Source organism: Cupriavidus sp. 2TAF22 (genome assembly GCF_052115045.1).
Taxonomy (GTDB): Bacteria; Pseudomonadota; Gammaproteobacteria; order Burkholderiales; family Burkholderiaceae; genus Cupriavidus.
The window spans coordinates 74195-87759 of sequence record NZ_JBFRFX010000019.1; the positions used below are offsets into that span (position 1 = coordinate 74195).

General features: G+C 62.2%; 15 protein-coding genes and 1 tRNA gene. 13 read left to right on the forward strand and 3 right to left on the reverse strand.

Annotated features, from left to right (window positions below):
* Nucleotides 1-206: 206 nt before the first annotated feature.
* The 5 genes from AB4Z48_RS22640 (at nucleotide 207) to AB4Z48_RS22660 (ending at nucleotide 3899) form a co-directional block, all read left to right on the forward strand.
* On the forward strand, nucleotides 207-563 hold the full coding sequence (locus tag AB4Z48_RS22640; protein ID WP_441618051.1) for a histidine triad nucleotide-binding protein: 357 nt from the start codon (nucleotides 207-209) through the stop codon (nucleotides 561-563).
* 183 nt (nucleotides 564-746) lie between these two features.
* Nucleotides 747-980 (forward strand): Sec-independent protein translocase subunit TatA, encoded by a 234-nt coding sequence (gene tatA / locus AB4Z48_RS22645; RefSeq protein WP_441618052.1) that lies wholly within the window; start codon nucleotides 747-749, stop codon nucleotides 978-980.
* Between the two features lie 118 nt (nucleotides 981-1098).
* Complete coding sequence (gene tatB / locus AB4Z48_RS22650; protein ID WP_441618054.1) at nucleotides 1099-1611, forward strand: Sec-independent protein translocase protein TatB; 513 nt, start codon at nucleotides 1099-1101, stop codon at nucleotides 1609-1611.
* A gap of 154 nt (nucleotides 1612-1765) precedes the next feature.
* Nucleotides 1766-2563: a twin-arginine translocase subunit TatC gene (gene tatC, locus AB4Z48_RS22655; RefSeq protein ID WP_441618056.1), complete on the forward strand. Its 798-nt coding sequence runs from the start codon at nucleotides 1766-1768 to the stop codon at nucleotides 2561-2563.
* A gap of 244 nt (nucleotides 2564-2807) precedes the next feature.
* Complete coding sequence (locus AB4Z48_RS22660; protein ID WP_441618058.1) at nucleotides 2808-3899, forward strand: porin; 1092 nt, start codon at nucleotides 2808-2810, stop codon at nucleotides 3897-3899.
* 503 nt (nucleotides 3900-4402) lie between these two features.
* Here the strand turns inward: AB4Z48_RS22660 and AB4Z48_RS22665 are convergent.
* A complete protein-coding gene (locus AB4Z48_RS22665; RefSeq protein WP_441618060.1) occupies nucleotides 4403-5599 on the reverse strand; it encodes a Do family serine endopeptidase in 1197 nt (398 codons plus the stop codon).
* A gap of 19 nt (nucleotides 5600-5618) precedes the next feature.
* Between AB4Z48_RS22665 and AB4Z48_RS22670 the strand changes: the two genes are divergently transcribed.
* The gene (locus AB4Z48_RS22670) at nucleotides 5619-6365 is read left to right on the forward strand and encodes a Nif3-like dinuclear metal center hexameric protein (protein WP_441618062.1); all 747 of its coding nucleotides are present in this window, start codon (nucleotides 5619-5621) and stop codon (nucleotides 6363-6365) included.
* A 45-nt stretch (nucleotides 6366-6410) separates the two neighbouring features.
* Here AB4Z48_RS22670 and mscL read toward each other — a convergent pair whose 3' ends face one another.
* Entirely contained in the window at nucleotides 6411-6845 is a 435-nt protein-coding gene (gene mscL, locus AB4Z48_RS22675; RefSeq protein ID WP_441618064.1) for a large conductance mechanosensitive channel protein MscL, read from the reverse strand.
* A gap of 211 nt (nucleotides 6846-7056) precedes the next feature.
* Here mscL and petA point away from each other — a divergent pair, with 211 nt between their 5' ends.
* The 6 genes from petA to AB4Z48_RS22705 all read left to right on the forward strand — a co-directional run bounded on the left by petA (nucleotide 7057) and on the right by AB4Z48_RS22705 (nucleotide 11445).
* Complete coding sequence (gene petA, locus AB4Z48_RS22680; RefSeq protein WP_441618066.1) at nucleotides 7057-7674, forward strand: ubiquinol-cytochrome c reductase iron-sulfur subunit; 618 nt, start codon at nucleotides 7057-7059, stop codon at nucleotides 7672-7674.
* 2 nt (nucleotides 7675-7676) lie between these two features.
* Nucleotides 7677-9080, forward strand: a complete 1404-nt coding sequence (locus AB4Z48_RS22685; protein WP_441618068.1) for a cytochrome b — start codon at nucleotides 7677-7679, stop codon at nucleotides 9078-9080.
* 37 nt (nucleotides 9081-9117) lie between these two features.
* Nucleotides 9118-9861: a cytochrome c1 gene (locus tag AB4Z48_RS22690; RefSeq protein ID WP_441618070.1), complete on the forward strand. Its 744-nt coding sequence runs from the start codon at nucleotides 9118-9120 to the stop codon at nucleotides 9859-9861.
* A gap of 256 nt (nucleotides 9862-10117) precedes the next feature.
* Entirely contained in the window at nucleotides 10118-10729 is a 612-nt protein-coding gene (locus tag AB4Z48_RS22695; protein WP_441618072.1) for a glutathione S-transferase N-terminal domain-containing protein, read from the forward strand.
* A gap of 69 nt (nucleotides 10730-10798) precedes the next feature.
* On the forward strand, nucleotides 10799-11296 hold the full coding sequence (locus AB4Z48_RS22700) for a ClpXP protease specificity-enhancing factor (protein WP_441618074.1): 498 nt from the start codon (nucleotides 10799-10801) through the stop codon (nucleotides 11294-11296).
* 73 nt (nucleotides 11297-11369) lie between these two features.
* A tRNA-Thr gene (locus AB4Z48_RS22705) sits at nucleotides 11370-11445 on the forward strand.
* Between the two features lie 140 nt (nucleotides 11446-11585).
* Here AB4Z48_RS22705 and AB4Z48_RS22710 read toward each other — a convergent pair.
* On the reverse strand, nucleotides 11586-11924 hold the full coding sequence (locus AB4Z48_RS22710) for a DUF1484 family protein (protein WP_441618076.1): 339 nt from the start codon (nucleotides 11922-11924) through the stop codon (nucleotides 11586-11588).
* Between the two features lie 671 nt (nucleotides 11925-12595).
* On the opposite strand from AB4Z48_RS22710, the gene AB4Z48_RS22715 reads away from it, so the two are divergent.
* A complete protein-coding gene (locus AB4Z48_RS22715; RefSeq protein ID WP_441618078.1) occupies nucleotides 12596-13360 on the forward strand; it encodes a ParA family protein in 765 nt (254 codons plus the stop codon).
* Nucleotides 13361-13565 lie beyond the last annotated feature (205 nt).

Below are 13565 nucleotides of genomic sequence, written 5' to 3' on the forward strand. Positions count from 1 at the left end.
CGGCAGGAACGCGGCGGGAGCGGTGCGGCGCACGCATCGGATGCCGACCGGCTCGCCAGCCTGCGCAAGCTCACGCATAAGCTGTGTGCACTGTGCGCTATATTATGGGTGGCCGGCGGCTTCGCCGATCGGTTCCTGGCAGGCCGCGGCGGGGGCGCCTCGTGGCGCACTGCGCGGCTCGATTTGCGGCACGCAATGAAATTTTCATGAATTCAAAGCAAAATTGCATCTTCTGCCGGATCGTGGCCGGCGAGCTTCCGTCGAACAAGGTCTACGAAGACGACGAAATGCTGGCTTTCCACGATATCCACCCGAAAGCCCCGGTACACTTCCTCGTTATCCCCAAGGCGCATGTCGATTCGCTGGCCGATTGCGGAACCGGCGAGAGCGCTGTGCTTGCTAGAATGATGTTGAAGGTGCCGGAGTTGGCGCGTGCTGCAGGCTGCGGGAACGGTTTCCGGACGGTGATCAATACCGGCCCGGATGGCGGGCAGGAGGTCTATCACCTCCACCTGCACGTACTTGGCGGCCCGCGCAACCAGTGGAAGGTGCCGCTGCCCTGATCCCGACGCCCAGGTCCTGAGGACCGGCGTCGCGCCAGGCTTGCAGCCAAACCATGCAGGACCGCGGGCCGGACGTCCACGGTCAGACGCCATGCCGGCAACCGTCGCCCGGCATGGCCTTCAGTGACGGAACAACGAGCCGGGGTGGCAAGGCGCCGCCCCCGGCTTCATCAGGAGCAGAAAATGGGTTCGTTTAGCATTTGGCACTGGCTCATCGTGCTGGTGATCGTCATGCTGGTTTTTGGTACCAAGAAACTGCGCAATATCGGCCAGGACCTGGGCGGCGCCGTGAAGGGCTTCAAGGACGGCATGAAGGACCCCAATGGCGAAGACGCCGCGGCAGCCGCGCCGGCCAAGGAACTGCGCGACAGCACCACCATCGACGTGGAAGCCAAGGAAAAGTCGCGCCAGCAGTAAGCGCGATGCGATCCTTGCCGGCTCATCCGATGTCATCCCACCCGCCAGCAGTGCCAAGCCTGCGTGAGGTCCCGCGCGCCACGGGACTTGGCGGCGGCACCTCCCTTTCGACGCTCGCATGATCGATCTCGGCATTTCCAAGCTTGCACTGATCGGCGCGGTGGCGCTGGTGGTGATCGGTCCCGAGCGGCTGCCGAAAGTGGCGCGCACGGTCGGCGCCCTGGTCGGCCGCGCGCAGCGCTATATCAACGACGTCAAGGCGGAAGTCAGCCGCGAGGTCGAACTCGACGAACTGCGCAAGATGCGCACGGAGTTCGAGGATGCCGCGCGCGATGTCGAGCGCACCATCCACAAGGAAGTGCACGAGCACACCCAGTCCTTCAACGATGCGCTGTCCGGCACCGATGCCGGCACCGCGCCGGGCGGGGCGGCCGTGGACAGCGGCTATGTGCCTTCCTGGGATACGGCGCACAAGCTCCATAACGGCCGCAAGAGCTGGCGCGTCAAGCAAGGCGCGCGGCCGCTGTGGTTCAAGCGCCAGCACAATGTCCGCGTATGGGCGCAATCCGGCGCCGCGCGCGTCAAGCGCCACCGTCCCGCCACCGGTCCCGCACGCTCTTTCTTCGATTGAGCATGACCGGGTCTGCCAACACGCCGGTACCCGGCCGGCTGTCGCTGTCGTGCGTTCGGACTTGCGCTCCGACATGCGCTCCGCGCCGGCGTAACATCGCCGATTTTGTCACCGATTTTTCGATGCCAGCCCGCCGGGCTGAGCGGTCCACGCCATGAGCGACTCCCGTTCCCAAGATCCCCAAGACCCGCAGGACGAAGGCCAGCAGGAAACCTTCATCTCTCACCTGGTGGAGCTGCGCTCGCGCATCGTCAAGGCTGCCTCCGGCGTGATCCTGGTCTTCGTCTGCCTGGTCTACTGGGCACCGAATATCTTCAACCTGTTCGCCCGGCCTCTCATGGAGTCGCTGCCCAAGGGCGGCAGGATGATCGTCACCGACGTGACCGGCTCGTTCTTCGTGCCGATGAAGGTCACGCTGCTGGTGGCCTTCCTGGTCGCGTTGCCATGGGTGCTGTACCAGATCTGGCAGTTTGTCGCGCCCGGCCTGTACCAGCATGAGAAGCGGCTGATTGTCCCGCTGGTCAGCAGCAGCTACTTGTTGTTTATCTGCGGCGTGGCCTTCGCCTACTTCCTGGTGTTCCCCACGGTGTTCCATTTCATGGCGCACTACAACGCCCCGCTGGGGGCCGAGATGTCGACGGACATCGATAAATACCTCAGCTTCGCCATGACCATGTTCCTGGCGTTCGGCATTACCTTCGAGGTGCCCGTGGTGGTGATCGTGCTGGTGCGCTTTGGCGTGGTCGAGCTGGAAAAGCTCAAGCAGATCCGCCCCTATGTGATCGTCGGCGCCTTCGTGATCGCCGCCGTGGTGACACCGCCCGATGTGCTGTCCCAACTGCTGCTGGCCGTGCCGCTGGTAGCACTTTACGAGCTGGGACTGATCATGGCCCGCTTCACCTCGCGACCCGTCGCGGCAGACCCGGCAGCCAGCGAAGCGCAGGCGGACTGAGAACGCGTACCGCTTCGGAAGCAAAGCTTGGGGGCGCAACTTTTGCACCAAAACGGTGAAAATGCGCTTCCAGGCTGTTGCGACATCACAACAAAATCCCCCGCAATCCACGGTTTACGACGAAAAAGCCTTCTGGCGGCCGGGGGGGCTGACCCATAATACGCAGCAGACGTGAGGTAAATGCGTCGCCCAAGCACTTGGGCAAGCCAAGATTTCCCAATCAGTTGACAAGGAAAGTGTCGATATGAAGATGAAACTGTTTGCAGCCGCTGTCGCTGCCCTGGCCGCTGGTGGTGCGTATGCCCAATCGAGCGTGACCCTGTACGGCGTTGTTGACGCTGGTATTGAATACACCAACAAGAACGCAACTACCAACGGCAACCACAACCTGTTTGCCTTGCAGTCGGGCAACCAGTCCGGTTCGCGTTGGGGCCTGCGTGGCGTGGAAGACCTGGGCGGCGGCCTGAAGGGCATTTTCGTCCTGGAAAGCGGCTTCAACGTTGACAACGGTACTTCGGCTCAAGGCAATCGTCTGTTCGGCCGTAACGCCTACGTCGGCCTGCAGAGCCAGTACGGCACGTTGACCCTGGGCCGCCAGCAGACCACGTTCTATGATTTCGGCCTGATCTATGATCCGATGGCCATTTCGACCCGTTACAGCATTACCGCGACGGCTCCGGAATTCGCTGCCCGCGCCGACAATACCGTCAAGTACACCGGCACTTTCGGTGGCCTGACCACTTCGGCCTTCTACAGCTTCAACAACAACAACCAAGAGGTTGCGGGTAACTTCACCAACGGCCGCGAGTACGGCTTCCTGGCGAGCTACGCTGCAGGCCCGTTCTCGGTTGGTGCTGCTTATGACCAATCGAACGTCTCGACGGCAACTCTCAACAACGGCAATCAGCTGATCCGTCGCGCGACCATCGCTGGCACCTACGCATTCGGTCCGGCCAAGGTCTACGCTGGCTACCGCTACGCTCACGCTTACAACAACGTGGCCCTGCCGGGTGCTTCCGGCGTGCTGAACACCGCCTCGAACCTGGGTTGGGTTGGTCTGGGCTATCAGCTGACCCCGGCTTTCTCGCTGTCGGGCTCCGCTTACTACCAGAACCTGCGTAACGCCAAGGCTAACCCGTGGCAGTTCGTGACGACCGCCGACTACGCGCTGTCGAAGCGTACCGACTTGTACGCCTCGGCTACGTACATCCTCAACAAGGGTGGCAATTCGGCTCTGAGCGTGAATGGCTTCAACGACCAAATTACGTCTGGTCCGACCGTCCAAACTGGTGGCAACCAGTTCGGCGGCATCGTTGGTGTTCGCCACAAGTTCTAATTTAGCGCGGGCGTAAGCTCGCTCTAGATTGGCTTGAACTCAAAACGCCGGCATCCGCAAGGATGCCGGCGTTTTGTTTTTGGCGCCCGGGGCACGGCTGTCTGCTGTCGCCTTTGTCCGGCTTCGCGACGGGGCAGGGCGCATTCCCGTATCGTGCAAGCTGACTACCCATGGGCCAGCGCCGGCGGACAGCGTGGCGGCCTGGATGGCATGCCGGCCAGGCGGGAGGGGCCGGCCGTGGCGCTCAATCGCTCTTGCGCAGCCGGCTGCTTCCCGGGCCCGCGCGTCGCTCCCGGCTTCGATGCACAGCTTTTGCGCGATTTCGTTCACGTAGCCGCCGGGACTGCCGTGAGCGCAGCACCGGGTACGCTTTCGCGGCTTCAATGCGCCGAAGCCGGCATCGGCAAGCGCAGCCAGCACTGCCACCCCGGAAACAAAAAACCCCGCCACGAAAGGCGGGGTCAGGCAAGGCTCAGGCCGGGCGGGCGCGGCTGCGCGGCGGCTTATTCCTCCTCATCGAGCGGCATCGCGCGGCGCGGCGGCGGGGGGCGCTTGCCGATCATGACTGCCAGCTCGATCGGCTTGCCACGGCGCACCACCTTCATCTTGATTTCCGCGCCCGGCTTGAGCTGGGCGATGGCATTGAGCAGAGCGGTAGTGTCGGTGATGGTCTGGCCATCGACGGAGACCAGCACATCGCCCGGCTTCACGCCGGCCTTGTCGGCCGGGCCACCCTGGACCACGGCGGCGATCAGGGCCCCTTCCTTGGCTTCGAGCCCGAACGACTCGGCGATCTCCGGCGTCATGTCCTGCGGTTCCACGCCGATCCAGCCCCGCGTCACCGTGCCGGTGGAGATGATCGATTCCATCACCTGCTTCGCGGTCGACACCGGAATGGCGAAGCCGATGCCCAGCGAGCCGCCCGAGCGCGAATAGATGGCGGTATTGACGCCCAGCAGGTTGCCTTGCGCATCGACCAGCGCACCGCCCGAATTGCCCGGGTTGATGGCAGCATCGGTCTGGATGAAGTTCTCGAAGGTGTTGATGCCCAGGTGGCTGCGGCCCAGCGCCGACACGATGCCCATGGTCACGGTCTGGCCGACGCCGAACGGGTTGCCGATGGCCAGCACCACGTCGCCAACCTTGACGTTCTCGATCCGGCCCAGCGTGATCGCGGGCAGGTCCTTCAGCGTGATCTTCAGGACGGCCAGGTCGGTTTCCGGATCCGAGCCAACCACCTTGGCATTCGCCTTGCGGCCGTCGGTGAGGGCCACCTCGATCTCATCGGCGCCGTCCACCACATGGTGGTTGGTTAGAATGTAGCCTTCCGCGCTGACGATCACGCCCGAGCCGAGGCTGGATACCGGTTCCTGCCGTTCCGGGAGGCGGTCGCCGAAGAAGAACCGGAACCATGGATCTTCCGCCTGCGGGTTGTTGGGTGTGCGCTTGCTGCCATTCTTGCTGGTGAAGATGTTCACCACCGCCGGCATCGCCTGCTGCGCCGCGTCGCTATAGGAGCCCTGCGCCGAGGAACCCGCAATGTTGGGCACCACCTCCTTCAGCGCGACGATCGGCGACCCGGATTGCACGGCCACCCGGCCGCGTTGCAGCCATTCCGGTTTTAGCGTGGCCACGACGAACCACACGGCCAGCACGACGGTGACAGCCTGAGCAAAGAACAGCCAGAATCGGCGCAACATATTGGAGTTTGGGCAGAAAATGAAAACAAAAGATCTTGAATTGTACTTGAACGACCTGCTTCAGGTCCCTCGATACAAAGACTATTGCCCGAACGGATGGCAAGTGCAAGGCCGCCTTGAAGTGGAAAATATCGTCACCGGCGTGACCGCGAGCCTGGCATTGGTCGAAGCCGCCATCGAGGCGGGTGCCGATGCCATTTTGGTTCATCACGGTTATTTCTGGAAAAACGAAGACGCCCGCGTAATCGGCCAAAAACACGCCCGCCTGAAACGCCTGCTCGGGGCCGATGTGAACCTGCTGGCTTATCACCTGCCGCTCGATAATCATCCGGAATTCGGCAATAACGCCCAGCTCGGCTTGCAATTAGGATTTACACCCACCGGTCGATTTGGCGACGACCAGCTCGGCTGGACCGGCACCCTGCCGCAACCCATGCCGCTCGCCGCGCTGGCCGCCCACGTGGGCGGCGTGCTCGAGCGTGAACCGCTCGCCATCGGCGATCCCGAGCAAATGATTCGCACGGTGGGCTGGTGCACCGGCGGTGCCCAGGGCTATTTCGACGGTGCCGTGGCAGCCGGCGTGGATGCCTACCTGAGCGGCGAGATCTCCGAGCAGACCACCCATCTCGCGCGCGAGAGCGGCGTGGCCTACCTGGCGGCCGGGCATCATGCCACCGAACGCTACGGCATCCGCTCGCTCGGCGAGCACCTGGCGCAGCAGTTCGGCCTGCGCCATACCTTCATCGATATTCCGAACCCGGTCTGACAGCGGCGGGGCGCGGCATGCGCCCGCCACCCGGGCCTTGCGCGCTCAGGCCTGGCGCGCCTTCAGGCTGTCGCGGATCTCGCGCAGCAGCACCACGTCTTCCGGCGTGGCCGCAGGCGCTTCCACCTTCGGCTCTTCGGCGCGCAGCTTGTTGATGGCGCGCACCATCATGAAGATGATGAAGGCCAGGATCAGGAAATTGACCAGGATGGTCAGGAAGTTGCCGTAGGCAAAGACCGGCACGCCGGCCTTTTTCAGGGCATCGAGCGTGTGCGGCACGCCCGCGGGCGGATCCGATAGCGCGACGAACATATTGGAGAAGTCGAGCTTGCCGATGATGCGGCCGACCACCGGCATGATCAGGTCGTTCACCACCGAATCGACAATCTTGCCGAACGCCGCGCCGATAATCACGCCCACGGCCAGGTCGATCACATTGCCGCGCATTGCGAAGGTCTTGAACTCCGAGATCATCCCCATGCTTTTCTCCCTCTGTTGCTTGGTTTGAACGGTCGTCAGGACAAAAGCCTGCCGCATCACTGCCCGTAACGCAAGCCTGCAGGCCACATAGCTGATTTCTGTCCGATTATCGCGCGAACGTGAGTAACTCTGCGCCTTTCAATGCCTCATGTGCCTAAGGTACAATTTACGGTTGACGCAAAATCTAATTTGACATCCCCTGGGGTTTGGAATGAGTGACCAGCAAAACGTGAAGAACGTGGATAAGGGTCGCCGCAATTGGTTGATTGCGACGTCAGTCGCTGGCGGCATCGGAGGCGTGGCGGTCGCAGTGCCGTTCGTCAGCACGTTCGCGCCGTCAGAGAAAGCCAAGGCAGCCGGAGCACCAGTCGAGGCTGATATCAGCGCCTTGAAGCCGGGCGAAATGATGACCGTGGAATGGCGTGGCAAGCCTGTCTGGATTCTGAAGCGCACCGAGGAAATGCTCGCGTCGCTCAAGAAGACCGATGCCGAAGTCGCCGACCCCAACTCGGACGTGCCCTTCACCATGAAGACGCCCGAGTACTGCAAGAACGAAACCCGCTCGCGCGCCGACCACAAGGACCTCCTGGTCGTGGTGGGCATCTGCTCCCACCTGGGCTGCTCGCCCTCCGGCCCCTTCGGCGCCGGCTCCAATCCCCAGCTCGGTTCCGACCCCGGATTCCTATGCCCCTGCCACGGTTCGACCTTCGACCTGGCTGGCCGCGTGTTCAAGAACAAGCCGGCCCCGCAAAACCTTGACGTACCCCCCTACCAGTTCCTGTCCGACACGAAGATCGTGATCGGCAAGGATGAAAAAGGAGACGCTTGACCATGGCGGCCGAAAAACAAGTCAAGACGACTGGCCTGCTGGGCTGGATCGACGCACGCTTCCCCGCTACGCAGCTCTGGGAAGACCATCTCTCCAAGTACTACGCACCGAAGAACTTCAACTTCTGGTACTTCTTCGGCTCGCTGGCGCTGCTTGTCCTGGTCATCCAGATCGTCACCGGCATCTTCCTGGTGATGAACTACAAGCCCGACGGCACGCTCAACGCCGCCGGCATTCCCGTGGCCTACGCCAGCGTGGAATACATCATGCGTGAAGTGCCCTGGGGCTGGCTGGTGCGCTACATGCACTCCACCGGCGCCTCGGCCTTCTTCGTGGTCGTGTACCTGCACATGTTCCGCGGCCTGCTCTACGGCTCCTACCGCAAGCCGCGCGAACTGGTCTGGATCTTCGGCTGCCTGATCTTCCTGTGCCTGATGGCCGAAGCCTTCATGGGCTACCTGCTGCCGTGGGGCCAGATGTCGTACTGGGGCGCCCAGGTGATCGTGAACCTGTTCTCGGCGATTCCCGTGATCGGCCAGGACCTGTCGCTGTTCATCCGTGGCGACTACGTCGTCAGCGACGCCACCCTGAACCGCTTCTTCTCCTTCCACGTCATCGCCGTGCCGCTGGTGCTGCTGGGCCTGGTGGTCGCGCACATCATCGCGTTGCACGAAGTGGGCTCGAACAACCCGGACGGCGTCGAGATCAAGGCCAAGAAGGACGAGAACGGCATCCCGCTGGACGGCATCCCGTTCCACCCGTACTACTCGGTGCATGACCTGCTGGGCGTGGGCGGCTTCCTGATGATCTTCTCCGCGGTGATCTTCTTCTTCCCGGAGGTCGGCGGCTACTTCCTGGAGTCGAACAACTTCTTCCCGGCCGATCCGCTCAAGACCCCGCCGCATATCGCGCCGGTCTGGTACTTCACGCCGTTCTATTCGATGCTGCGTGCCACCACCTCGAACTTCCTGCCGATCCTGTGGGTGTTCTTCGCGGTGCTGCTGGGCATGGTGTTCCTGCGCAGCAAGGATGCCCGCATCAAGGTTGGCGCGCTCGCCATCGCCGTGATCCTGGCCGTGGGCTTCTACTTCATCGACGCCAAGTTCTGGGGCGTGCTGGTGATGGGCGGCTCGGTGGTGATCCTGTTCTTCCTGCCGTGGCTGGACCACTCGCCGGTGAAGTCGATCCGCTATCGCCCGGCTTTCCACAAGACCATCCTGAGCGTGTTCGTGGTGGTGTTCATCGTGCTCGGCTACCTGGGTGTCATGCCCCCGTCGCCGGTGGGTGAAAAGGTGTCGCAGCTTGGCACCCTGCTGTACTTCGCCTTCTTCCTGACCATGCCGCTGTGGAGCCGCGTCGGCCAGTTCAAGCCCGTGCCGGAACGCGTGACGTTCCACCCGCACTGAGACCGGACGAACCCCGACAAAAGCACAAGGACACACGATGAAAAAGCTGCTTTCGATTCTCGCGCTGGCCGGCGCCTGCTTTGCCGCCGCGCCCGCCATGGCCAGCGAAGGGGGCTACCCCCTCGAGCCGGCACCCGTGCAGACCAGCGATCTCTCCTCGCTGCAGCGCGGCGCCAAGCTGTTCGTGAACTACTGCCTGAACTGCCACGGCGCGTCCATGATGCGTTACAACCGCCTCAAGGACATCGGCCTGACCGACGACCAGATCCGCCAGAACCTGCTGTTCAGTGGTGACAAGGTCGGCGACATGATGACCATCGCCATGCAGCCGAAGGAAGCCAAGACCTTCTTCGGCGCGGCCCCGCCGGACCTGTCGGTGATCGCCCGCGCCCGCGGCGACGACTGGCTCTACACCTACCTGCGCACCTTCTACCGCGACGACAACCGCGCCACGGGCTGGAACAACCTGGTGTTCCCGAGCGTCGGCATGCCGCACGTACTGTGGGAGCTGCAGGGCCAGCGCGCCGCCAAGTTCGCCGAAGTCGAAGAGCACGGCGAGAAGGTCCACAAGTTCGCCGGCTTCGAGCAGGTCACCCCGGGCAAGCTGAGCACGATCGAGTACGACCAGGCCGTGACCGATCTCGTCGGCTTCCTCGACTGGATGGCCGAGCCCGCCCAGAACCAGCGCAAGCGCCTCGGCGTGTGGGTGCTGATGTTCCTCGGCGTGTTCACCGTCTTTGCCTGGCGCCTGAACGCCTCGTACTGGAAGGACATCAAGTAATCGGCAGTAAAGCCCGAGGGGCGCAAGCCCCGAAGGGGCAGGGGGCTGGCGCGGGCGTCGCGAAACCGACGTTCGCCCCAGCCCTTTTCGCTTGAATGGATCGCTTGCCGATAATGGCAAAAGTGCCATACAAAGCGCATTTACCCGCCAAAATCACGCACAAAAGTGATTTAATATCATCTAATTTGCTTTCTGCATAGCGGTTCTGCCAGAATACCGATCCAGCCAATCGACCCCGCTTCAAAGGAATCCAACCATGATGGTGTTGTATTCGGGCACCACCTGCCCGTTCTCCCAACGTTGCCGCCTCGTCCTGTTCGAAAAGGGCATGGATTTCGAGATCCGTGACGTCGACCTGTTCAACAAGCCGGAAGACATTTCGGTGATGAACCCCTACGGTCAGGTGCCCATCCTGGTCGAGCGCGACCTCATCCTGTACGAGTCGAACATCATCAACGAGTACATCGACGAGCGCTTCCCGCACCCGCAGCTGATGCCGGCCGACCCGGTGCAGCGCGCCCGCGCCCGCCTGTTCCTGTTCAACTTCGAAAAGGAACTCTTCACGCACGTCTACGCCCTCGAAAACGAAAAGGGCAAGGCCGCCGAGAAGAACCACGAGCGTGCCCGCGCCTCCATCCGCGACCGCCTGACCCAGCTCGCGCCGATCTTCGTCAAGAACAAGTACATGCTCGGCGAAGAGTTCTCCATGCTCGACGTCGCCATCGCCCCGCTGCTGTGGCGCCTGGATCATTACGGCATCGAGCTGTCGAAGAACGCCGCGCCGCTGCTGAAGTACGCCGAACGCATTTTCAGCCGCCCGGCCTACATCGAAGCGCTCACCCCGTCGGAAAAGGTGATGCGCCGCTAAACCGGCCCCCCGGCCCGAGGCGCACCGCTTCGGGCCGCCCGGAACGCGCCCCGCGCCACTGGAAGCCCAATGCCTGAAACCTCCACCAAGCCCTACCTGATCCGCGCCATCTACGAGTGGTGCACGGACAACGGCTTCACGCCATACATCGCCGTCTTCGTCGACGCCAACACCAGCGTGCCGCGCGAGTTCGTCAAGAACAACGAAATCGTGCTCAACGTCAGCTTCGACGCCACCAGCGGCCTGGACATGGGCAACGAATGGATCGGCTTCAGCGCGCGCTTCGGCGGCGTCTCCCGCAAGATCGACGTACCCATTGAAAACGTGCTCGCCATCTACGCCCGCGAGAACGGCCAGGGCATGGCCTTCCCGGTGGAGCGCAGCGTGCCCGACACCCAGGCCGCCACGGAACGCGAGAACAACCCGCCACCCAAGCTGTCAACGGTGGAAAGCGAATCCCCGGTCACGGCTGACACTACCGAAGGCCACAACGGCGACGACGAACCCACGCCGCCGCCGGTCTCGCGCATCGGCGCCAAGAAGCCTTCGCTGAAGGTGGTGAAGTAAGTACGGCGCAGGCTGCATCAAGGCATCGTCATTTCGCGCCGCATGCAGTAGAATCGCTGTCTGCACCAAACATGCCGGCTTAGCTCATCAGGTAGAGCAGTTGATTTGTAATCATCAGGTGGCGGGTTCGAGTCCTGCAGCCGGCACCAGAATTTGAAAACGGCCTCCAAGCGATTGGGGGCCGTTTTCGTTTTGCAGGCTCGCGCTCACTTAGGAAGTGCGTGGTCGCCGGGCAAGGTGTTTTTTCAGGGGCTGACCGTTGAGGCATCACCGAGGCATCACCTGGTCCTCAATACATCCCCTGCACGCCATCAACTGCCGAGTCGAGTCGACTCTTTAGCAGCGAGAGCATGCAGTGCAACCCCGAGGGCTCGGCGCATGCCGCATCGTCCTGATCCAGGAGCGTCAACATCAACCGTATTGCCGCGCTGACTTGCAGAAGTCGATCGCATTGCTCAAGGACATTGCCTCGTACTTGCTCCTCGATCGCTATCAACTGACTGACGATCTCGTGGATACGCGTTGCTGCAGAATCCTCTTTCCATAGTGCAAGGCCGTGCAACTCGGCCAACAGGTCACGCTGCATATGCCCGATTGGTGCTAGCGTCGTTTCGGCCTGCTCAGTCATGAGTCCCCTCCTCACGAACTAATGCTTGCAGCGAACAGGATTTGCGTTGGATCTGCGTTTGCTCAGCACGAGCGAAAACAACAGGCATTTGCAGCCTCCTTGGACAGGGTTTCACCCGCCTTCCGCTGCTAAACGGGGTGGGCGGGCACAGGGCGGGTTAGCAGACCGGTGTCCAAGGATGCCGGCGAGCCCGGAGGCTCCCCACCCAGGCCCGCCCATGGTATGGACGTGCGAGGGCATCGCGGACGAAAAGATAGCCGCATGGCGCGGCTGTCCGCCTTGGACGTTTCAGGCTGCTAAACCCGATCACCGTTGTTTCGGCGATGAGTCATTCTTGATGACCCCACCATCCATGTCAATCCAACCGACGACCACGGATACCATATTTAACACCTTGTGTAATATCTATCAAATCCAGCCGTAAAGCCCTGTCCAGCCGGCAATACAAACGAAAGAAGGGCGGGTGAAAAATGGGTCGTCACCAGAAGCAGCCGAAGCTTTCCGGCATTCTGCTGGAGTCGTCCTGGTCCGCAACGAAGTGACGCTGCCGGCCCGCCCACGGAAGCGCGCCCCACAATCAAGTCGAATCTTGATGCTGCAGTGCAGGCACAACGAGCGGCCTGACGGTAAGCTCTTGCCTTCAGTCGGGAGAATTCCACGGGGGAGGGCAAATGCGGCGCGTCGTATTCAATCAGAAGGGCGGTGTTGGGAAGTCGACCATTGTGTGCAACCTGGCGGCAATCAGTGCCAGCGAAGGCTTGCGCACCCTGGTCATCAACCTGGATGTGCAGGGAAATTCCAGCCAGTATCTGCTCGGCAAGCAGGCCGGCGAAGCGACCCCGACGGTGGCGGATTTCTTCGAGACCGCCCTGACCTACAGCTTCAAGCCGGTTGAGTTCTCTTCCTTCGTGCATTCGACACAGTTCGAGAATCTCGACGTGATGCCGGCGCACCCCGATCTCGATGCGCTGCATGGCAAGCTCGAATCGCGCTACAAGATCTACAAGCTGCGCGATGCATTGAACGAGCTGGATACGTACGATGCAATCTATATCGATACGCCGCCGGCACTGAACTTCTACACCCGCTCGGCCCTGATTGCCGTCGAGCGCTGCCTGATTCCATTCGACTGCGACGACTTTTCCCGCCGCGCCCTGTACACGCTGCTGGACAACGTGAAGGAGATCCAGCAGGACCATAATGCGGCGCTGGAAGTGGAGGGGATCGTGATCAATCAGTTTCAGCCGCGCGCCAGCCTGCCCCAGCAGCTGGTGGACGAACTGGTGAGCGAAGGTTTGCCGGTGCTGGGCTCGCGCCTGTCCTCGTCGGTGAAGATCCGCGAATCCCATCAGCACGCCAGGCCGATGATCTACCTGGACCCGCGGCACAAGCTCGCCCAGGAATACGTGGCATTGCATCGCGAACTGGTCGGATAGGGGCAAGCTCCGGCGGCCTGTCTTCTGGTCATGCAATCTGGCTAGCTTAGGCGGGGCAAGTTCACTTGAGCGCTGCCCGGAAGCCGCCCTCAAATCCGTTTCCTCCAAAGCCGCTCACCTGCGCACGCGGGTGCTGCCGGTGGACCTGGATGGCGCGTTCCGCTACGCCTGCGACTGAATGGCGTGGCGCGTGAGGGGCACGCGG